Raw genomic sequence first — 20,984 nt, 5'->3', positions numbered from 1 at the left:
GGGTTGCATTGTCGTTCGATGTCCTGATTCGCGCTGCCGACGCACCGCCCACCGCGGCTGACACCATCCGAGTCGCCTCGGTTCCCGCATCCCACGTGTACGTCCGTCACCTCGATCCGGTGATCGAGGGCGGGGAGCTTCCGCGCGTCGTGCGGCTGGCCGACCCCGACCCGGCGTCGCCCGCCCGCTCGACCGTGTCGCGGTGGTGGCCCCCGGTGATGCTCGATTCCGAGTGGGTGCGGGCGAACGATTTCGACGTCTTCCACATCCAGTTCGGGTTCGACGCGCGCACCCCCGCCGAACTGCAGGCTCTCGTCGATGCGCTCCGGCGCGCCGGGCGCCCGCTCGTCTACACCGTGCACGACCTCCGCAACCCGCACCACGAGACGAGCGCCGAGCACGATGCGCAACTCGACGTGCTGGCGCCCGCCGCGGATGCGCTGATCACCCTCACGCCCGGCGCCGCCGACGAGATCCGCCGCCGGTGGGGTCGCGAGGCGATCGTGCTTCCGCATCCGCACGTCGTCGAACCCGACCGCATCCGTGCCGTCCGCCCGCGCCGCGAGAGCGGGGAGTTCCGCGTCGGACTGCACGTGAAGAGCCTCCGCGCGAGCATGAACCCGCTCGCCGTGCTGCGCGTGCTGACGGATGCGGTGAACGCGCTGCCCGGCGGCGTGCTGCAGGTCAACGGGCACCGCGATGTGCTGCTGCCGGGCGGCGCGCGGTACGACGCCGAGCTGGGCGAGTTCCTGCAGAACGCCGAAGCGGCGGGGCTGCTCGAGACCCGGGTGCACGACTTCCTGCCCGACGACGAACTGTGGGACTACCTCGAGTCGCTCGACGTGTCGGTGCTGCCGTACCGGTTCGGCACGCACTCCGGCTGGCTCGAGGCGTGCCGCGATCTCGGCACCGCCGTCATCGCCCCCGACTGCGGGTACTACCGCGAGCAAGGGCCGGTCTTCCGGTACGGCAACGACGGCTCCGGGCTCGACGCGGCCTCCCTCACCGCCGCCGTGCGCGCCGCCTTCGACGCGGGACCGACGGCGCCCGTGTCGGTGGACGAGCGGATGCAGCAGCGCCAGCACGTCGCCGACGCGCACGCGCGGCTCTACCGGGACCTGCTCTCTTGAGGCTCCGGATCTGCCTCATCGCCTCCAGCCGCTTCCCCATCGCCGAACCCTTCGCCGGAGGACTCGAAGCGCACACGCACGCGCTGGCCTCGTCGCTCGCCGCGCGCGGACACTACGTGACGATCTTCGCGGCGCCGGGATCGGACCCCGACCTGCAGGTGCGAACGCTCGACGTCGCCGAGTACGCGCCGAGCGCCGGGGCGCGCCGCGACGTGGCCGCGCCGCCGGACTCGTGGATGCGAGAGCACCACGCCTACCTCGCCCTGCTGATGGACCTGCAGCGAGGAGGCGCCTGCGACTTCGACATCATCCACAACAACACGCTGCATCACCTGCCGATCGCGATGGCGTCGGCGATCGAGGTGCCGATGATCACGACCCTGCACACGCCCCCGACGCCCTGGCTCGAATCCGCCATGCGCCTCAACGGACACGCGTCGACCTTCGTGGCCGTCAGTCACGCGACCGCGGCGGACTGGTCGGAGACCGTCGACCCGATCGTCGTGCACAACGGTGTCGACATCGAACGTTGGGCCGCCGGTCCCGGCGGCGGCGGCGCGGTCTGGTTCGGGCGGCTCGTGCCCGAGAAGGCCCCGCACCTGGCCATCGACGCGGCCCGGCTCGCCGGCATCCCGATCGTGCTCGCCGGACCCCTGCACGACCCGGACTACTACGCCGCCGAGATCGCGCCGCGCCTCGGCGACGACGTGCGCTACGCCGGACACCTCGCCGGAGCAGACCTCGCGGGACTCATCGGGCGCTCGTCGGTCGCGATCGTGACCCCGCGGTGGGAGGAGCCGTACGGCTTGGTCGCGGCCGAGGCCATGGCCTGCGGAACACCCGTCGCCGCATTCGCGCGCGGAGGCCTGGTCGAGGTCGTCACGCCCTCGAGCGGGCGGCTGTCGGCGCCCGACGACCTCCCGGCGCTCGCCGCCGCCATCCGTGAGGCCGTGCTGTTGCCCCGAGACGGAGTGCGGCGCCACGCGCAGACGGCGCTGTCGCTCTCGGCCATGGTCGACGGGTACGAGCGCGTGTACCGCGACCTCACCCGTCCCGTGCTCGCCGCGTGAGCGGGGGCAGGGTGGGGTCCGGAGGCGGGGTGCTTTCGGGGGTGGGGTACTACATCCACCACCACGGGCGGGGGCATCTGCATCGCGCGTCCGCGATCGCCGCGGCGCTCGGCGGACCCGTGACCGGGCTGTCGTCGCTGCCGCGTCCGGCGGCGTGGAACGGCGACTGGGTCGACCTCCCGCTCGACGTGCCGGAGGGTGCGGCCGGTGGTGCGGCCGGTGGTGCGGCGCCTGGTGGGCGGGGCGGGGCGGTGCGTGTCCCGCCGGGTCCGGTGGGTGTCGCCCCGGGTGGTCTCCCGGGTGGGCTCGCGGGTGCCGTGCGGGAGGCGTCGGCTCTGCGCCGTGAAGAACCGCGGCCGGTCGACCCGACCGCGAACGGACGCCTGCACTGGGTGCCGCTCGGCGTCGACGGGTTGCGTGAACGCGCGGCGGTGATCTCGGCGTGGATCGCCCGCGCGCATCCGCGGGTCATCGTCTCCGACGTCTCGGTCGAGGTCGCGCTGCTCGCGCGCCTGCACGGGGTGCCGGTCGTGACGGTGGCGCTGCCGGGGATCCGCGACGACCCAGCTCACGCTTTGGGCTTCGACATCTCGGCCGCGATCATCGCCGCCTGGCCGGACGAGGCCGAGGGGATGGTCACCGGGCTCTCGGATGCGGCCGCCGCCCGGCTGCATCCGGTCGGGGCGATCTCGCGCTACCCGTTCGGCGCGGGCGCCGGGGCGCCGCCGGCCGGCACCCGGCGACGCGCGCTCGTGCTCGCGGGGGCGGGCGGCGACGGTTTCACCCCGGATGCGGTCGCCGCCGCGCGCGCCGCGACCCCCGGATGGGAGATCACGCACCTGGGCGGTTCGTCGGGCGCGTGGGTCGCCGACCCGCGGGACGCGGTGCGCGCATCCGACGTCGTCATCACCCACGCGGGGCAGAATGCGATCGCGGATGTCGCGGCCGCCCGCCGCCCCGCCATCGTGGTGCCGCAGGCGCGACCGCACGACGAGCAAGCCGCCACCGGACGCGTGCTGGCGGCGGGGGACTGGCCCGCGATCGTCGTGCCGCGCCTGCCCGACGGCGGATGGGGCGACCTCCTCGACGCGGCGCACCGGCTCGACGGGTCGGTGTGGCGGGCGTGGAACGACGGCGGCGGCGCCGCGCGTGCCGCCGAGATCATCACCCGCGTGATGCGCGGCGGAGTGGGGTTCGGGGCTGCCGGGGCGGGTGCTTCGCGTGGGATTTCGCGCCGCGGGGCGGGAGCCGGCTCGGGCGGTGCCGGGTCTGGTTCGGGCGGTGCGGGGGCGGGCGACCGCATCCGGGGCGACGGATGACCCGCACGGCCGTCATCACGATCGCGCACGGGCGGCACGCGCACGCGCGGCGCCAGGCCGACGCGCTCGCGCTGTCGATCGAACCGCCGGACGACCGCATCCTGGTGACGATGGACGATCCCGCGCTGGGTGCGCTCGCGCATCCCGGCACGCACGTGCTCGCGCTCGCCGCGGCGCCGGAGGGCCTCCCGCTCGCCCGTGCGCGCAATGCCGGCGCCGAGGCCGCGATCGATCGCGGGGCCGAGGTGCTGATCTTCCTCGACGTCGACTGCCTGCCGGGGCCTCACCTGGTCGGTGCCTACGCGGCCGCCGCGACAGATCCGACGACGGCGGACCGGCTGCTCTCCGGACCCGTCACCTACCTGCCGCCCGCACCGCCCGACGGCTACGACTTCGGCACGCTCGCGGCGCTCGACCGGCCGCATCCGGCGCGTCCTGCTCCGGGCCCCGGCGAGGTGGTGCACGGCGGCGACCCGAACCTCTTCTGGTCGCTGTCGTTCGCGGTCACGGCCGCCACGTGGTGGCGCATCGGCGGGTTCTCCGAACGCTACGTCGGGTACGGCGGCGAGGACACCGACTTCGGGCACACGGCGCACGCGCGCGGGGTCGAGATGGCGTGGGTGGGCTCAGCCCGCGCGTACCACCAGCATCACGCGGTCGAGAGCCCGCCGGTGCGGCACGTCGACGCGATCCTGCGCAACGGCGCGATCTTCGCGGAGCGCTGGGAATGGTGGCCGATGACCGGGTGGCTCGACGCGTTCGTCGCGCTCGGGCTCGTCGCGCGCACTCCGGACGGCGGCTACCGCCGCGCGTAAGCGCTCCGGGGCAGGCGGAAATGCTCCGGGTCAGGCGGAGAGACGGAGGTCGACGCCCCGGGCCGTGAGGGCTCGGGCCGTGGGGGAGTCCGCATCCGCCGCATCAATGAGGACGGCGGTCACCTCGTCCAGCGGCATCACGAGATAGCGCGACACCGCGCCGATCTTCTCGCTGCTGCCGAGCACGAACGTTTCGGCAGCGCGGCCCGCGAGCGCACGCTTCATGGCGGCTTCGTCGGCGTCGCCGGTCGTGAGCCCCTCGGTGTCGTGGATGCCCGTCACGCCGAGGAAGAAACGGTCGGCGCTGATCGCGCGGGTGGCCTCGACCGCGGCCGCGCCGCTCGCGACCGCGGAGTGCTTGAAGAGGCGGCCGCCGAGGATGAGCACGTCGGCGGCGTGGTCGAGGAGCGCCGCGGCGATGGTCGGGCTGTGCGTGATGATCGTGCAGTCGGTCGTCCTGTCGATCGCGCGCACCATCTCGAGCGCGGTCGTTCCGCCGTCGATCAGCACGGTGCTGCCCGGTTCGACGAGCGACGCGGCGAGTCGGCCCACGCGCTGCTTGCTGTCGGTGGCGACGGTCTGCCGCGCGGTGTAATCGGCGACCGCGGGAGACGCCGGCAGCGCCCCGCCGTAGACGCGGACGGCGAGACCGGCGGCGTCGAGTTCGCGCAGATCCCGCCGGATGCTGTCTTCGGAGAGGCCCAGTTCAGCCGCCAATTCCTTGGCGATGATGCGGCCGTCGGCCCGCAGTCGAGCGAGGAGCAGGTCTTTGCGCGCGGCTGCCAGCATCCGTATTCCTTCACGTTGTTGCACGTTCATGCACTATTCTGGGGCTATGACCAAACCTCTCATGATTCTGATCGCTGGACCATACGCATCGGGGACGGGCGGGGATCCCGCGCTGATGCGGCAGAACCTCGACCGACTCGAGGAGGCGGCGTGGCCGATCTTCCGGGCGGGTCACATTCCGATGATCGGCGAGTGGGTGGCGCTTCCCGTGCTGTCAAGCGCGGGAGCCACCGGGCCGGCCGATCCGCTGGCCGCCGACGTCATGTACCCCGTCGCGCACCGGCTGCTGCAGCACTGCGACGCGGTGCTGCGCCTGCCGGGCGACTCGGTCGGTGCCGATAAGGACGTCGAGATCGCGCTCGAGCGCGGACTGCCCGTGTACCGCTCGCTCGCCGAGGTTCCAGGCGTCTGAGTCGGCCGCGGGCGGCGCGGCTGGGGTCGTGCGGGCCTGCGCGGGGCCCGCGCCGTGCGGCGGTCGTCTCTCCTGAGTTGCGGGCGTTGAACCCCGCGCCGCGCCGGGTCGCTGAGCGCTGCCTCGCTAACTCCTCCAATACGCCCGCGGGCCGGGTCCAGGTCGCGGATAGACCCAGGTTTGGAGGAGTTGGCGCTGGCCCCTCCCGCATCCGCACGTCGCTGCCGGACGGGAAGTCTCGCCAACTCCTCCATAAGTGCGCCGGATCAGGCCCAAACGCCCCCGAGGCCAGGATGTGGAGGAGTTAGCCAGCGGTCGGGCGCGCATCGCGACGCGCCTACGGCAGGGGAGTTCCTGCTAACTCCTCCAAAAGGGCGCCGCTTCTGCCCCAGGCGCCGTCGAGATCGGATTTGGAGGAGTTATCCGCGGTGGGCTCGCGCCTATCGCCGCGCCGCGGGAGCCCGGCGCGGGACGAGGCGCTCACGATCGGCCCGCATCCCGCCTCGCTGTCGGCCGGGAAGTCGGGCTAACTCCTCCGAAAGGGGTGCCGCTTCTGCGCCAGGCGCCGTCGAGGACCGGATCTGGAGGAGTTAGCCGCGGTTGGCTCGCGCCTATCGCCGCGCCGCGGGTTCCTGGCGCGGGACGAGGCGCTGGCGGTCGGCCCGCATCCGCGCCGCGCTGTCGGCCGGGAAGTCCCGCTGACTCCTCCAAAAGGGTGCCGGTGCTGCCCCAGGCGCCGTCGAGGACCGGATCTGGAGGAGTTAGCCGCGGTGGGTCACGCTTCCCCGCCCCGCCCTGCCCCGCCCCGCCAGACCCCGCCCGAACGCGGCGATGCCCGCCGGGTCGGCGCGAAGCGCGACCCGGCGGGCATCGGTGCAGCGGGAATTACGCCCGGCTGCGGTTCTTGCGACCGAAGATGAGGCCGTAGATCAGCAGCACGACGATCGAACCACCGATCGCGAGCAGCCAGGTCTGGATCGAGAAGAACTCCTCGAGCGGCGCGTTGAACAGCACGCTACCGAGCCATCCGCCGAGCAGGGCGCCGACGACGCCGAGGAGCAGAGTGATGAACCAGCCGCCACCCTGCTTACCCGGCAGGATGAGCTTGGCGATGGCGCCGGCGATGAGACCGAGGAGCAGGAATCCGAAGAAGCCCATCTGGGCCTCCTTTCTCTACGCGGACCGAAGCCCGCGAAACATGGTGCATAGGACAGGAAGCGTTCCCCGAACGCAATTCGGGCCGACTCGGGGAACAGCTTCCCAGCGTGCCGAACTCGGCGAGGCTCTGCGCCGGGTTGACCGAAGCTACCCGTCCGCGGTACACGCACACGATCCGATCCGGCCGCGAGCCGCCCGCACGGATCTCCCGCACACGCCGCGCTCGCGCACCCGGCCCGCCGCGCTCGCGCACTCGCCGCGCACCCCCTCGCGCCCGGCGCACGAGCCGCGAGCCGTGCAGGCGACGCGGCGCGCACCATCGTCAGCGGCCGGGCTGCGCGTCCCGCTCGAGCCGGCGCAGCCGCTGCCGGGCGAAGTCCTGCGCTCGCGGACCCGACCCGAGTGCCCGCGCCGACACCGCCAGCACCACCCGTGTGAGGGTCACGACGGGGAAGATCGAGCGGCGCAGCCCCAGCATCCGTCGCCACTTCGTCGGCAGGCTCGCCACCGCCGCGGCGAACAGCACGCGGTACGCGACCGCCATCATCCCGGTGAACGGCGGCTGGCGAAGGAAGCGCACGACTTCGTCCACACGTTCGTCGCGGCGGAGCTCGCCGCGGTCGGCGAAGGCCTGCATCTGCGCCCGAAGCTCGGCCGCCGTGCGGGGAGGGGCAGCTACTCGCATGAGGGTTCCCGCGGTGGCCCACTCGGCGACGTAGGCGTCGGCCCCGCCCGGAATCGGCCCGCCCCAGGTCTCGTGCGCGCCGAGGAACGCATCCGCGAAGACGAGGTGCACCCAGGTCACGAGGTCGCCGTCTCTGGCGGTGTAGTTGCGCGCCGATCCGTCGCCGCCGGTGTAGTCCCCCTCGACGCGGGAGTGGAAGCGGCCGATGCGGGCGACCTCCGCGTGCGTCTGCGTCTTCGACCCGTAGGTCGCGACGATGATCCAACGCACGGTGCCGCTGAGTCGGCCGAGCGGGTCCTCACGGAAACGCGACCAGTCGTGCACTCCCGCCATGGCTCCCGGATGCAGCGCCTGGATGAGCAGGGCACGGATGCCGGCGACCATGGTCGCGAGCCCGCCGTGCACAGTCCACGCGGCGCCGTCCTCCGCGAAGTAGCCCGTGTCGTCGCCTTCCGCCAGCTCCCGTACCCACGCGGGGGTGCCGTCGGGATCGCCCGCGAGCGCGGTGAGGAGTTTGGCGCGGAGCGGCACGCGAGCCGGACGAGCGGCGCGGGCGGGACGAGCGGCGCGGGCGGCACCAGCGGAGCGAGCGGGATCAGCGGCACCAGCAGCACGAGCAGGGCGGGGGACGGTCACCCACCCAGCCTCGCATCCCGGCGCCGGCCCGGGGCCGATCGGCGGGATCCTCATTCGTGGCCGCGAGGGTCGGCGTGCTATTCTGACTCTTTGGTGCCGTGTCCCTGCTGGACCGGCCCGCGAACGTGAGCCCTCCACTGGCGTCTTGCCTCGACATCCGTCGCCGCAAGCACCCCGGAGTGGGATTCACGAACATCTCCGTTCGATCAAGAAAGCAGCACTATTGTGACGCGCACTTACACCCCCAAGGCTGGCGAAGCCCAGCGCGAGTGGCTCATCATCGACGCGACCGACGTCGTGCTCGGCCGCCTCGCCTCGCACGCTGCCGCGCTTCTGCGTGGCAAGCACAAGGCGACGTTCGCTCCCCACATCGACATGGGCGACTTCGTCATCATCATCAACGCCGAGAAGGTGGCCCTGACGGGTCAGAAGCTCGAGAAGAAGAAGGCCTACCGTCACTCGGGTTACCCGGGCGGACTGAAGTCGATCACGTACGACGAGTTGCTCACGAAGAACCCCGAGCGTGCCGTCGAGAAGGCTGTCCGCGGAATGCTGCCCAAGAACAGCATCGGCGCCCAGCAGCTTCGCAAGCTCAAGGTCTACCGCGGCGCCGAGCACCCTCACGGTGCGCAGCAGCCCACGACCTACACCCTCGACCAGGTCGCCCAGTAAGCGCCGCCAAGACTGACTAAGGACATACTCGTGGCGAATCTCGAAGAATCCACCGACTCCAACTACTCCACCGAGACCCCGGCCGACCTGGAGACCGCGGAGGCCGTGCGCCCCGTTCTCTCGGTTCCCGGCGCTGCCGTCGGTCGTCGCAAGCAGGCCATCGCTCGCGTGCGCATCGTTCCCGGCTCGGGCAACATCACCATCAACGGCCGCACGTTCGAGGACTACTTCCCGAACAAGCTGCACCAGCAGCTCGTGACCGACCCCTTCACGGTGCTCAACCTGACCGACGCGTACGACGTGATCGCCCGCATCTCCGGCGGTGGCCCCTCGGGTCAGGCCGGCGCACTGCGTCTCGGCATCGCTCGTTCGCTGAACGGCATCGACGAAGAGAACAACCGCGCCACCCTCAAGAAGGCCGGCTTCCTCTCCCGTGACGCTCGCGTCAAGGAGCGCAAGAAGGCTGGTCTCAAGAAGGCGCGCAAGGCTCCTCAGTACTCGAAGCGCTGACACGCCAGATGGCGTTGTTCGGTACGGACGGCGTGCGGGGGCTGGCGAACGGCCCCCTCACCGCCGATCTGGCGCTCTCCCTGGCCCAGGCGACTGCTGTCGTCCTGGGCCAGGGCCGTTCCGCCGAGGCGCGGCGCGCGGCAGGCAAACGGCTCACCGCCGTTGTCGCCCGCGACCCGCGCATCTCGGGGGAGTTCCTTTCGGCTGCGGTCGCGGCCGGCCTGGCATCCTCCGGTGTCGATGTGCTCGACGCCGGTGTGCTGCCGACGCCCGCCGCGGCGTTCCTCATCGCCGACATCGACGCGGACTTCGGTGTGATGGTCTCGGCCTCGCATAACCCCGCTCCCGACAACGGGATCAAGATCTTCGCGCGCGGTGGTGTCAAGCTCCCGGATGCGGTCGAGCAGCGCATCGAGTACGCGATCGCCGGCCAGAAACTCCAGCCGACGGGGGCCGACGTCGGCCGCATCCGTCGGTTCGCGGATGCCGAGGACCGGTACGTTCTGCACCTGCTCCAGTCGCTGCCGCACCGGCTCGACGGGCTCCACGTCGTGCTCGACTGCGCCCACGGCGCCGCCGCGGGCGTGTCGCCCGAGACGTTCCGCGACGCGGGCGCGCAGGTGACTGTGATCGGGGCCGACCCCGACGGACTGAACATCAACGACGGGGTCGGGTCGACCCACCTCGACCACCTCGCGGAGCACGTGCTGCGCACCGGTGCCGACCTCGGCATCGCGCACGACGGCGACGCCGACCGCTGCCTGGCGGTCACCGCATCCGGCGAGAAGATCGATGGCGATCAGATCATGGCGATCCTCGCCGCCGCGATGCAGGACCGTGGTGTGCTCCGCGACGACACGCTCGTGGCGACGGTCATGAGCAACCTCGGACTGCACCGTGCGATGACCGCGCGTGGCATCCGCGTCGTACAGACCGGCGTCGGCGATCGTTATGTGCTCGAGGCGATGGATGCGGGCAAGTACACGCTCGGCGGCGAACAGTCCGGCCACGTGATCATGAGCGAGTTCGCGACGACCGGTGACGGTCTGCTGACCGGCCTGCACCTCATGGCCGAGATGGCGCGGCAGGGTAAGTCCCTCGCCGAGCTGGCGTCGGTGATGACGGTGTTCCCGCAGGTGCTGTTGAACGTCGACGGCGTCGACCGCACCCGGGTCGCGGATGCGGGCGTCGCGGAGGCCGTGGCCGAAGCCGAAGCCGAGCTCGGCGACAGCGGACGCGTGCTGCTGCGCGCCTCCGGCACCGAGCCGCTCGTGCGCGTCATGGTCGAGGCCGAGAACGTCGAAGACGCCCAGCGCATCGCCGAGCGCCTCGCCGACGTCGTCCGCATCCGCCTCGGTCTGTAGCGCCGCGGGCGTCCGCTCGCGCGTCGGTGCTCCGCATCGGCATCCGCGAGACGGGATCGGGGCGCCGAGACATGGGCCCACGCCGCCCGAGGCTCCGCGCGCGCGAAGCGCGGGTGGAGTGGCGGTGGGGAGGGGTTACTCCACGGTCTCGGCGCGAAGATCCCGTCTCGCGGCGGTCGAAAGCGCGGTCAGGCGGGGCGGGCGCGCGCGGGGGAAAGGGCGGGAGGGCGCGGCGGTCAGACGGGGCGGGTGAGGCCGTCGAGCATGGCGGCGAAGGCGAGCGCGGTGACCTCCCACTCGACGGGTTCGCCGTCGAGTCCGGGGCGGGTGACGGTGCTGTCCGCATCCGTGACGCCGATCAGGCGCTTGCTGGCCATGCCTTCCACGAGCGAGGCGCCGACGGCGGCGATGTGCAGGTAGGTGACGCCCTCCGCGGGTCGCCGCCCGAGGTACTCGAGCACCGAGCGGTAGAGCTCGCCCATCTGCTGCAGGAACGCCGTCTCGGCGGCCCGCAGCGCCGCCTGCACGCGCGGACGCTGCACGGGCGGAAGGCTCTCCACCGACACCGAGAGGGCCATGTAGGTGCGCCACTGCGTCGACTGCATCGTGTCGGCGACGTTTCGCGCGAGCGAAAGCCGGATCGACTCGCGCATGACCTCCGCGGCGCCCTCGGGATCCGGCGTTCCGTCCGCGCGCACGAGGCGATCGGCGTGGCGGGTGAACGTCGCCGCGGCGACGTCGTTCGAGCCGGGGGAGTAACCGAGCGCGTGCGGTCCGTCGGGTTCGAGCAGGCGCAGCATCAGCGCGGTGAGCAGTTCGTCCTTGCCGCCGAACGCGGCGAACGCGGAGCTGCGGGGCACGCCGACCCGTCGGATCAGCTCCTCCATGTTGAGGTGGTGGAGCCCGACCGAAATGCCGCCTTCTTCGAGCAGAACAGTTGCGGCATCGAGCACGCGGGTGCGAAGTTCGTCGCGCGAGATGCGGGTCGACCGCTTGCGGGGAGCGCTCTCACCGCGTGCTGCCGCATCCGATGCCGGATTGTTATGGACTATAAGTCCAGAGTCTTGTCCGGCGGACGAAACTGATCTATTTTCGTTCATACCGACGGATGGTCCTTGTTGTTGTTGGCCGCCTGTTTGGGGGGTCGTCGGTGCGGGCCGCATGCCCGACGGTGGGTGTTTTCCACCCGTCGGGCGTGCGGATGCCTCATCCTATGGGCGCAATTCCCTCGAGGGAAGAGCGGCCGGGGCCGGAGGCTCATCCCCAGGCCAGGCTCTCCAGGTAGCGCAGCAGCACGCCCTCGCGGAGCGCCCACGGACTCACTTCGAGCTCATCGATGCCGAACTCGCGCATCGCCGTGTGCAAGACGACCGCGCCGGCCACGATTTGGAACGTGCGGTCGGCCGTGATGCCCGGCAGTTCCTGGCGGGCGGATGCGGGCAGCCGCGCGAGACGCGGGATCCACGAGCCGAGCGCCGCCCGCGGAAGCATCAACCGCTCGCTGCCCGACCAGCCCGGCACGGGGTAACCGGCGAGTTTCGCGAGCGAGCGGATCGCCTTCGACGACCCGGCGACGTGATCGGGCGTCGGCTGATCGCGGAACGTCGCCACGATCGGCGCCAGCGTCTCGCGCGCGTGGGCGCGGAGCGCATCGACCGCGACCTCGCCGGGCGGATCCTCGGGCAGGAACGTCACCGTCATCCGCCCCGCACCGAGGGGAACGGATGCGGCCGCCGCGGGCAGTTCGTCGGCGCCGGCCGCGATCTCGAGTGAGCCGCCGCCGATGTCGAACAACAGGATCTGCCCCGCCGACCAGCCGAACCAGCGACGCACCGCGAGGAACGTGAACCGCGCTTCGTCTTCGCCGCCGAGCACCTGCAGCGGTTGACCCAGCGCGTCTTCGATGCGGCGGATGACCTCGGTGCCGTTCGTGGCATCGCGGACCGCGGATGTGGCGGTCGCGAGCAGTTCGGCGACCCCCTCGGCGCGGGCGTGCGCGCGCGCTTCGGCGACCGCATCCTCCAGCGCGCGGATGCCCGGCTCGCTGATCGCGCCGGTCGGCGTCAGATAGCGCATGAGGCGCAGGACGGTGCGACGGCTCGTCGTCGCCAACGGACGACCGCCCGGATGCGCATCAGCGACCAGGAGGTGCACGGTGTTGGATCCGATGTCGAGAACGCCCAGACGCACCCGCCCAGCGTACCCGCGCGGCGGCCGCGTCCGGTCGGCGCGGCGTCCCCGCGCGGCGGCCGCAGATCGCTGCGGCCGGGCGGAGGTTACGATGGGCGCGTGCCAGAGGTGTCCTCCGTGTCAGAGCCGCTCGCGTTGTCGCTCTACCGCCAGATCAACCGACCGGAGTGGGCTCGACTCGCCGCCGGCATCGAGCAGCCGCTGACCGAATCCGAGGTCGTGCAGCTGCGCGGTCTCGGTGACCGGCTCGACCTCGCCGAAGTGCGCGAGGTGTACGTGCCGCTGAGTCGCCTCCTCTCGCTTTACGCCTCATCGACCAAGCGGCTCGGCGCCGACGAGAGCGCGTTCCTCGGCGATGCCGACACGACGACGCCGTTCGTCATCGGCGTGGCGGGATCGGTCGCCGTCGGCAAGTCGACGATCGCGCGCCTGCTGCGTGAGCTGGTGAGCAGATGGCCCGGCACGCCCCGCGTCGAGCTCGTCACGACCGACGGGTTCCTGTATCCGAACGCCGAGCTCGAGCGTCGCGGGCTGATGGACCGCAAGGGCTTTCCGGAGTCGTACGACCGCCGCGCACTCGTCGAGTTTCTCACCGCCGTGAAGTCGGGCGAGCCCGAGGTGCGCGCCCCGTACTACTCGCACATGCGGTACGACATCATCTCCGACGCGCACACGACGGTGCGTCGACCCGACGTGGTGATCGTCGAGGGACTGAACGTGCTGCAGCCGCCGCCGACGCCGAACGACGTCGCCATCAGCGAGCTGTTCGATTTCTCGATCTACGTGGATGCGGACCCCGCCCTGATCGAGCAGTGGTACGTGGACCGGTTCCTCGCGCTCCGCCAGGGCGCGTTCAGCAACCCGAACTCGTTCTTCCGCGTCTTCGCCGACATCTCGGATGACGAGGCCGTGCGCCGCGCGAGCTATTTCTGGAACGAGATCAACCTGCCGAACCTCGTCGAGAACGTGCTCCCGACCAAGCACCGTGCCTCGCTGGTGCTGCAGAAGGGCCGCGAGCACACGGTCGACCGCGTGCTGCTCCGCAAGCTCTGACCCCGTCGCGCGGGCTCGCCCCGCATCCGGTCCCGCGCGGGCTCGCCCCGCATCCGGGCTCGCGCCGCATCCGGGCTCGCCCCGCATCCGGTCCCGCCCCGCATTCGCCCCGCATCCGGTCCCGCCCCATTTTCGGCGAGACGGGATCTGGGTGCCGAGACTGCGGGGTTACCCCACTGTCTCGGCGCGAAGATCCCGTCTCGCGGGTTGGGGCGAGGGGTGGGGCGCGGGCGACGCGCGCGGGCGGGCGCGGGGGTCAGGACGGGGTCAGGATGCCGGCGGATTCGCGGTAGCGCTCGGCGGTCTCGGGGCAGATCCAGGTGCCGTCGCCGGCGTCGGTCAGGCGGTGTCCGGCGCGACCGACCCAGCCGATGCGGCGCGCCGGAACCCCGACGACGAGCGCGAAGGCGGGCACATCGGTCGTGACGACCGCGCCGGCCGCGACCAGCGCGTACTCGCCGATGTGCACGGGCGCCACGCACACCGCGCGGGCCCCGATCGATGCGCCGCGGTCGACCCGCACCGCGACCGCGTGCCAGTCCTCGGCGGTCTTCGCCGAACCGTCGAGGTTCGCCGCGCGGGGGAATTCGTCGTTCGTGAACACGACCGCGGGGCCGATGAACACCCCGTCCCCGACGACCGCCGGTTCGTACACGAGCGCGTAGTTCTGCACCTTGCAGGCATTGCCCAGCACGACGCCCGGGCCGATGTACGCGCCGCGTCCGATCGTGCAGTCCGCGCCGATCCGGGCGCCCTCGCGCACCTGCGCGAGATGCCAGACCCGGGTGCCGGCGCCCAGCTCGACGTCGTCGTCGAGGTCGGCGGACGGATGCGTGAACGATGCGGTGCCGGCCATGGTCGACCTCTCCCTCGGGTGTCGCGAACGGATGCCGCCGCGCGATCGGATGCGGCGAGCACACCGCAACCCGATGCGCCCGTGCGTCGGATTGTATTGTGCGCACGCCGCGCGGCTCGCTACAGTGGCCGCGGGGACACCGGTCGTGGGCGTCTGGGGACGCGAACACGACGGCGGCGAGTGGGATCGTCGACCGGACCGGCTTTACGCGCGTACCGCTCGCTCGGGGTGCGCGCATCTGGGGAAGAGCATGGGGACAACAGGGGACGTCCGGGCTGCGCACGCCGCCACGGACATCGACGTTCAGAGTGCCGTTGCGGCACCGGAACTCAGCGTCCGGAGCGCCGTCGCGGCGCCGGAACTCAGCGCGCGGAGTGCCATCGCGGCACGCGAGCACAGTGTTCGAGGCGCGGTCGCGGAACGCGAACATCACCTTCGGAGCGCCGTTGCGGCGCGGGAGCACGAGGTGCGGGGGGCGATCATCATCCCGGCGCACGACGAGTCGGCGGTGATCGGCCGCACGCTCCGTGCGCTCGCGCCGCTGGGGGCGATGCCGGGGATCGAGATCGTCGTGGCGTGCAACGGATGCCGCGACGACACGGCAGCGATCGCTCGCGGATACCCGGGGGTGCGGGTGATCGAGACCGAACGACCGTCGAAGACCGCTGCGCTGAACCTCGGCGACAGCGTGGCGACGGCGTGGCCGCGGCTGTATCTCGACGCCGACATCGAGATCGCGCCGTCTGCGGTGCTGGCCGTGTTCGCCGCGCTCGGCGAGCCGGGGGTGCTGGCCGCGCGCGCCCCGTTCGTCTACGACACCGCCGGAGCGTCGCTGCCGGTGCGGGCGTACTACCGGGCGCGCAGCCGCATCCCGGTCGCGGTGCGGCTGTGGGGAGCCGGCGGGTACGCGATGAACGAGGCGGGCCACCGCCGGGTGGGGGAGTTCCCCGACGTCACCGCCGACGACGCGTGGGTCGACGAGCAGTTCGCCGGGGGCGAGAAGCGGATCGTCGCCGCTTCCGCAGCTCGGGTGCGGACGCCCCGCGACACCGCGGGCCTGCTCGCAGTGCTCACGCGGCAGCGGCGCGGGGTCACGGAACTCGGCGGTTCGTCCGAGGCGGCGTCCCGCGGCACGGCGTTGCTCGCCGGCATCCGGGGTCCGCGGAGCGCGGCGGATGCGGCCTGGTACGTGCTGCTGACGCTCATCGGGCGGCGCCGGTCGGCGCGCCAGTCGGGTCGCGCGTCCGGCTGGGAGCGCGACGCGTCCAGCCGGGTCGCCGCAGCGACATGACCGCCCGACATGACGGCCCGCGCGTGACGAATACTCGCCGCTTCGGGTTGCGTCGGCGCCCGCGATGGATATAGTTGCCGCGGGGACACCGGAAGCAACGCGTCTTGGGGACGCCGCGCACGGCAACGAGTGGGATCGTTTCGCCGCATCCGGTTTTATGGCTCGCACCTCTTGCTCGGGGTGCGTGCGTCTGGGGAAGAGCATGGGGACATCGGGGATCGCTGCCGCGTCGACGGAGCGCTCATCATCGCGCGTGCGGCGGATCATCGCCGCCATCGCCTTCGCCGCCGTGCTCGGCACCGCGCTGGTCGCCGTGCAGCCGGCCGATCGTGCGGTGGCGTCCAGCCCGTGCGGTCCGACGGTGAACGCGATCGTGTGCGAGAACGAGCAGGAGGGCACCTCTCCCGATGTTTGGGACATCGAGGGCGCCGGCGACCCGACGATCCAGGGATTCGCGACCGACATCAGCGTCAACGCGGGGCAGCGGATCGACTTCAAGATCGACACGGATGCCCCCGGCTACACGATCGACGTCTACCGCACCGGGTGGTACCAGGGCCTCGGCGCCCGCTACATCGATTCGGTGACTCCGACGCGTCTCGGATCGCAGACGAACGAGTGCATCTCCGACGTCGCCACCGAGCTGTACGACTGCGGCACGTGGGACGTCTCGGCGTCGTGGGCGGTTCCCGCGACGGCCGTGTCGGGCGTCTACGTCGCGCGCCTGCAGCGCGATGACACCGCCGGCGCCAGCCACATCACCTTCATCGTCCGCAACGACGGCAACACGTCCGACGTCCTCTTCCAGACCTCCGACCCGACCTGGCACGCGTACAACTCGTACGGCGGCTCGGACTTCTACCAGGGCGCCGCGAACGGCCGGGCGTACAAGATCAGCTACAACCGTCCGTTCGCGACCCGGCAGGGGTACACGCAGCGGGACTTCTACTTCAGCTCCGAGTATGCGACCGTGCGGTTCCTCGAACGCAACGGCTACGACGTGAGCTACATCGCCGGACTCGACACCGATCGACGCGGCTCCGAGCTGCTGAACCACAAAGTGTTCATGTCGGTCGGGCACGACGAGTACTGGTCGGGCGCGCAGCGCGCGAACATCGAAGCGGCCCGGGATGCGGGCGTGAACATGCAGTTCCTCACCGGCAACGAGGGCTACTGGCGCACCCGCTACGAGCCCTCCGCCGACGGCTCGCTCACCGACCGACGCACGCTCGTGTCGTACAAAGAGACCTGGGCCGACAAGAAGATCGACCCGACTCCGGAGTGGACGGGGACTTGGCGCGACCCCCGGTTCGCGGATGCCGCCCAGGGCGGGCACTCGCCCGAGAACTCGGTCACCGGCACGATGTACATGGTCAACGACGTCTACCTGCCGGTCACGGTCGACGCGACCGAGGGCGACTACCGGCTCTGGCGGGACACCGGGCTGTCGGACCTCGATCCCGGCGAAGCGGCGGAGCTCACCGCGCAGACCGTCGGTTACGAATCGAACGAGGACGTCGACAACGGCTTCCGCCCGGCGGGCCTCATCCGCCTGTCGACCACGGTCGGGCCGACCCCGCAGTACCTGACCGATTACGGCAACGTGCTCGTGGACGGCACGACGACGCACCACGTGACGCTCTACCGGGCAGACAGCGACGCGCTGGTCTTCTCGTCCGCCAGCGTCCAGTGGTCCTGGGGGCTCGACAGCCAGCACGACGGCCAGCAGCCTCCCGCCGATCCGCGGATGCAGCAGGCCCAGGTCAACCTGTTCGCCGACATGGGCGTGCAGCCCGGTTCGCTCATGCCCGAGCTGACGCGCGCGGAGGAGAGCGACGACGAGACGCCGCCGACGACGACGATCACGTCGCCCACGGCGGGGCAGCAGCTCACCCACGGACGCACCGTCACGGTCACCGGAACGGCCTCGGACGTCGGCGGTTCGGTGGCGGGCGTCGAGGTCTCCACCGACGGCGGCGCGAGCTGGCATCCGGCCACCGGCACGACGAACTGGTCGTACGACTACCTCCCGCAGGGCAGCGGAACCGCCGTCATCACCGCACGGGCGATCGATGACTCCGCGAACTTCTCGCGCGTGGGAATCTCCCGCGAGGTCTCGGTCTCGGGCCCGGCCACGGTCTTCGGCGACACCGTGCCGGCGATCGCGTCGGCAGACGACCCGGAACCCGTCGAACTCGGGATGCGGATCACTCCGTCCTCCGACGGATACCTCTCGGCGATCCGCTTTTACAAGGGGCCGGGCAACACCGGCGTGCACACGGGCACGCTGTGGGACGCCGCCGGAAACCGCGCCGCATCCGTCGTCTTCGCGAACGAGACGGCCACCGGATGGCAGACGGCCCCGCTGTCGGTGCCGGTGCCGGTGACGGCCGGGTCCGAGTACACGGTGTCGTACACGGCGCCGGCGGGCGGCTACGCGATCGCCACGACCTACTGGCCGTATCGTGCCCGCGCGTCGGCCCCGCTCGCTCCCGCGGCGGGGCCCGGCACCCCCGGAGTCTCGGGCCGGGCGGGCACGCTGCCCACCTCGGCGTGGCGCGGCTCCAACTACTTCGTGGATGCCGTGTTCGAGGCCACCGACTCGTCGCCGCTGCGGATCGCGTCGCGCACACCGCAGGCGGAGTCGTCGAGCGTGGCGCTCGATGCGCCGGTGAACGCGGTGTTCACGCGCGCCGCCGACCCGGCCACCGTCGCGGTGTCGGTCACCGATCCGTCCGGAGCAGAGCTGCCGGGGTCCGTGTCGTACGACGCAGCGAGCCGCACCGTGCGGTTCGCGCCAACCGGCGGCTACGCGCCGTCGACGCGCTACACGGTGACGCCGTCCGCATCCGACCCTGCCGGCATCGCGCTCGAGCCGAACGCCGCCTGGTCGTTCACGACGCAGGCGGCCGACCTGCCCGACGGGGTCTGCCCGTGCACGCTCTTCCCGGAGAGCAGCCGCCCCCAGTTCGCCACGAACGCGGACACGTCTCTCGTGACCCTCGGTGTGCGGTTCACGGTGGCGGCGCCCGGCACCGTGACCACCGTCTCGTTCTTCCGGGGGAGCGGGAACACCGCCCCGCACCGGGTGACGCTCTACCGTGCCGACGGATCCGTGCTCGGGTCGGGCACCTCGGTGAACGAATCCTCGTCGGGGTGGCAGCACGTCGCGCTCGACCAGCCGGCCGCCGTCGTGCCGGGGGAGACGTACGTCGCGGCGTACCTCGCCCCCGCCGGCGCCTACCCGGTCTCGCCCGACGCCTTCGGTGCGGGCTACACGCGGGGTCCGCTGACCGTGCCGGCCCTCGGCGGCGCCTACACGTACGCCGATGGCTTCCCCGCGAACGCCTCGTCGACGGACTACGCGGTCGACGTGACCTTCGTTCCGGATGCGGTCGCCCTCGACCTCATCGGCACGACGCCCTCCGCCGGAGCCACGGACGCACCGGCCGACACCACCGTGTCGGCGTCGTTCAGCGCCGCGGTCTCGCCCGGCTTCGCCGGTGCGGTCACCGCCGCCGGCGCGCCCGTACCCGGAACCTGGGCGAGGTCGGATGACGGGCGGACGCTGAGCTTCGCGCCCGCGGCGGATCTGTCCGCCGGCGCGGTCGTCTCGGCGGCGCTCACCGGACTCGTCGGCCCCGACGGGCGCGCGGGCGCCGACGTCTCCTGGTCGTTCACGGTCGAGCAGACGGCCACGCCGCGCACGACGATCTTCGGCAACGCGGTGCCCTCGGTCGTCGCCGACTCCGACTCCTCTCCGGTCGAGCTGGGGCTCGCCTTCCGGAGCTCGGTCCCGGGCGAGGTGCGCGCCATCCGCTTCTACAAAGGACCCGGCAACGGCGGAACCCACACGGGCTCGCTCTGGGGCCCCGGCGGAGAGCGTCTGGCTCAGGTGACATTCCGCGCCGAAACCGCCTCCGGCTGGCAGCGGGCCGCGCTCGACCAACCGGTCGAGATCACGGCGGGCACGTCGTACACCGTGTCGTACTACGCGCCGCAGGGACGCTACGCCAACACCGGCGCCGCGCTGAGCGCCCCCGTCACGAGCGGCCCCCTGACGACCGAGGCTCCCGAGAACGGCGTCTACCGGTACGGCCCGGGCGGGCTGCGTCCGGTCGCCTCGTGGAACTCGACGAACTACTTCGTCGACGTGGAGTTCGTGGTGGAATCCGGCGCCGCCGCACCCGTGCCGCAGGTGCAGGCCGTCACGCCCGCCCGCGATGCCACCGACGTGGCCATCGACGCATCCGTATCGGCGCGCGTCGACCGGCTCCCGGTGGGGCAGAGCCTGTCGATGACCCTCACCGGACCCGGTGGCGCCGTCGGCGGCGCGGTGACCTCGACGCCCGACCACACGTTCACGTTCGCGCCGTTCACCGAACTCGCCGTCGACACGCTCTACACCGCGCAGGTCACGATCGACGGATCAGCGCTCGACTCGTGGACCTTCCGCACGACGGCGGCCGCGGGCGCCGGCACGACCGACACGCTCTTCGGCACCGCGGATCCCGCCGCAACCGCCACGAACGACGGCGACCCGGTGGAGCTCGGCACGGCCTTCCAGGTCACCGAGCCGGGCACCGTCACGGCGCTCCGCTTCTTCGCGACGCCGCAGAGCGTCGGCACCCACCGGGTGACGCTGTGGTCGGCGGATGGCCGGGTGCTCGCCCAGCAGGAGTCGTCCGGGGAGACCGGATCCGGCTGGCAACGGGTGGAGCTCGCCGCGCCGGTCGACGTGGTGCCCGGGGACACCTACACCGCGTCGTACCTCGCCACCGACGGGCGCTTCGCGATCGCGAACGACTACTTCGTCTCACCCCGCACGAACGGGCGCATCGTGGCGCCCGCGGGCGAGAACGGCCGCTTCCTGTACCGGGATGGCGGAGGATTCCCGACCGGATCGTGGAGGTCGTCGAGCTATTTCGTCGACGCCGAGATCTCGTTCGGGACCGACTCGGGGGACGCCGCAAACGTCCCCCGACGATGAGCGGCGCAGCCGCGTTACTGGGGGGAACACAGTGGGGACACCGG

At 71.9% G+C, this 20,984-nt stretch carries 17 protein-coding genes; 11 read left to right on the top strand and 6 right to left on the bottom strand.

Annotation, left to right across the window (positions count from 1 at the left end; translation table 11 throughout):
* The first annotated feature begins 8 nt into the window (after window positions 1-8).
* Genes LMI96_RS07000 through LMI96_RS06985 form a run of 4 tightly spaced genes read left to right on the top strand, consistent with a single transcriptional unit; the run spans window position 9 to window position 4,334 of the window.
* Window positions 9-1,130 carry a glycosyltransferase gene (locus tag LMI96_RS07000; RefSeq protein WP_228360964.1) on the top strand — a complete coding sequence of 374 codons (1,122 nt, stop codon included), beginning with the start codon at window positions 9-11 and terminating at the stop codon, window positions 1,128-1,130.
* Window positions 1,127-2,200 carry a glycosyltransferase gene (locus LMI96_RS06995; protein ID WP_228360963.1) on the top strand — a complete coding sequence of 358 codons (1,074 nt, stop codon included), beginning with the start codon at window positions 1,127-1,129 and terminating at the stop codon, window positions 2,198-2,200. The genes LMI96_RS07000 and LMI96_RS06995 overlap by 4 nt, the downstream gene beginning before the upstream one ends.
* Before the next feature lie 29 nt (window positions 2,201-2,229).
* Complete coding sequence (locus LMI96_RS06990) at window positions 2,230-3,519, top strand: glycosyltransferase (protein WP_228360962.1); 1,290 nt, start codon at window positions 2,230-2,232, stop codon at window positions 3,517-3,519.
* Complete coding sequence (locus LMI96_RS06985; protein ID WP_228360961.1) at window positions 3,516-4,334, top strand: glycosyltransferase family 2 protein; 819 nt, start codon at window positions 3,516-3,518, stop codon at window positions 4,332-4,334. The genes LMI96_RS06990 and LMI96_RS06985 overlap by 4 nt, the downstream gene beginning before the upstream one ends.
* A 30-nt stretch (window positions 4,335-4,364) precedes the next feature.
* Here LMI96_RS06985 and LMI96_RS06980 read toward each other — a convergent pair whose 3' ends face one another.
* Entirely contained in the window at window positions 4,365-5,123 is a 759-nt protein-coding gene (locus LMI96_RS06980) for a DeoR/GlpR family DNA-binding transcription regulator (protein ID WP_228360960.1), read from the bottom strand.
* A gap of 46 nt (window positions 5,124-5,169) precedes the next feature.
* Between LMI96_RS06980 and LMI96_RS06975 the strand changes: the two genes are divergently transcribed.
* Window positions 5,170-5,535, top strand: coding sequence for a DUF4406 domain-containing protein (locus LMI96_RS06975; protein ID WP_223721720.1), 366 nt, complete (start codon window positions 5,170-5,172; stop codon window positions 5,533-5,535).
* An 885-nt stretch (window positions 5,536-6,420) separates the two neighbouring features.
* On the opposite strand, the gene LMI96_RS06970 is transcribed toward LMI96_RS06975, so the two are convergent.
* A complete protein-coding gene (locus tag LMI96_RS06970; protein ID WP_223721721.1) occupies window positions 6,421-6,693 on the bottom strand; it encodes a GlsB/YeaQ/YmgE family stress response membrane protein in 273 nt (90 codons plus the stop codon).
* Window positions 6,694-7,015: 322 nt separating this feature from the next.
* Window positions 7,016-7,909, bottom strand: coding sequence for an oxygenase MpaB family protein (locus tag LMI96_RS06965; RefSeq protein ID WP_228361030.1), 894 nt, complete (start codon window positions 7,907-7,909; stop codon window positions 7,016-7,018).
* Window positions 7,910-8,239: 330 nt separating this feature from the next.
* Between LMI96_RS06965 and rplM the strand changes: the two genes are divergently transcribed.
* Genes rplM through glmM form a run of 3 tightly spaced genes read left to right on the top strand, consistent with a single transcriptional unit; the run spans window position 8,240 to window position 10,560 of the window.
* Entirely contained in the window at window positions 8,240-8,686 is a 447-nt protein-coding gene (rplM, locus tag LMI96_RS06960) for a 50S ribosomal protein L13 (RefSeq protein ID WP_223721722.1), read from the top strand.
* Between the two features lie 30 nt (window positions 8,687-8,716).
* Window positions 8,717-9,196 (top strand): 30S ribosomal protein S9, encoded by a 480-nt coding sequence (rpsI, locus tag LMI96_RS06955; protein ID WP_223721723.1) that lies wholly within the window; start codon window positions 8,717-8,719, stop codon window positions 9,194-9,196.
* Between the two features lie 8 nt (window positions 9,197-9,204).
* Window positions 9,205-10,560 (top strand): phosphoglucosamine mutase, encoded by a 1,356-nt coding sequence (glmM, locus tag LMI96_RS06950; RefSeq protein ID WP_228360959.1) that lies wholly within the window; start codon window positions 9,205-9,207, stop codon window positions 10,558-10,560.
* 236 nt (window positions 10,561-10,796) lie between these two features.
* On the opposite strand, the gene LMI96_RS06945 is transcribed toward glmM, so the two are convergent.
* Together LMI96_RS06945 and LMI96_RS06940 are read right to left on the bottom strand one after the other, a co-directional pair.
* Window positions 10,797-11,513, bottom strand: coding sequence for a TetR family transcriptional regulator (locus LMI96_RS06945; RefSeq protein WP_228360958.1), 717 nt, complete (start codon window positions 11,511-11,513; stop codon window positions 10,797-10,799).
* Between the two features lie 304 nt (window positions 11,514-11,817).
* On the bottom strand, window positions 11,818-12,750 hold the full coding sequence (locus tag LMI96_RS06940) for a Ppx/GppA phosphatase family protein (protein ID WP_228360957.1): 933 nt from the start codon (window positions 12,748-12,750) through the stop codon (window positions 11,818-11,820).
* Between the two features lie 99 nt (window positions 12,751-12,849).
* Here LMI96_RS06940 and coaA point away from each other — a divergent pair, with 99 nt between their 5' ends.
* On the top strand, window positions 12,850-13,803 hold the full coding sequence (coaA, locus tag LMI96_RS06935) for a type I pantothenate kinase (RefSeq protein ID WP_223721727.1): 954 nt from the start codon (window positions 12,850-12,852) through the stop codon (window positions 13,801-13,803).
* Between the two features lie 256 nt (window positions 13,804-14,059).
* On the opposite strand, the gene LMI96_RS06930 is transcribed toward coaA, so the two are convergent.
* Window positions 14,060-14,659 (bottom strand): acyltransferase, encoded by a 600-nt coding sequence (locus LMI96_RS06930; protein WP_228360956.1) that lies wholly within the window; start codon window positions 14,657-14,659, stop codon window positions 14,060-14,062.
* A gap of 250 nt (window positions 14,660-14,909) precedes the next feature.
* On the opposite strand from LMI96_RS06930, the gene LMI96_RS06925 reads away from it, so the two are divergent.
* Entirely contained in the window at window positions 14,910-15,950 is a 1,041-nt protein-coding gene (locus LMI96_RS06925; RefSeq protein WP_228360955.1) for a glycosyltransferase family 2 protein, read from the top strand.
* A gap of 202 nt (window positions 15,951-16,152) precedes the next feature.
* Window positions 16,153-20,940: a DUF4082 domain-containing protein gene (locus LMI96_RS06920; protein ID WP_228360954.1), complete on the top strand. Its 4,788-nt coding sequence runs from the start codon at window positions 16,153-16,155 to the stop codon at window positions 20,938-20,940.
* Window positions 20,941-20,984: the final 44 nt, after the last annotated feature.

The organism is Microbacterium sp. cx-59 (assembly GCF_020805625.1).
Lineage (GTDB): Bacteria > Actinomycetota > Actinomycetes > Actinomycetales > Microbacteriaceae > Microbacterium.
The sequence above is the reverse complement of the archived record's forward strand: the minus strand, read 5'-3'. Positions and strand labels throughout refer to the sequence as shown.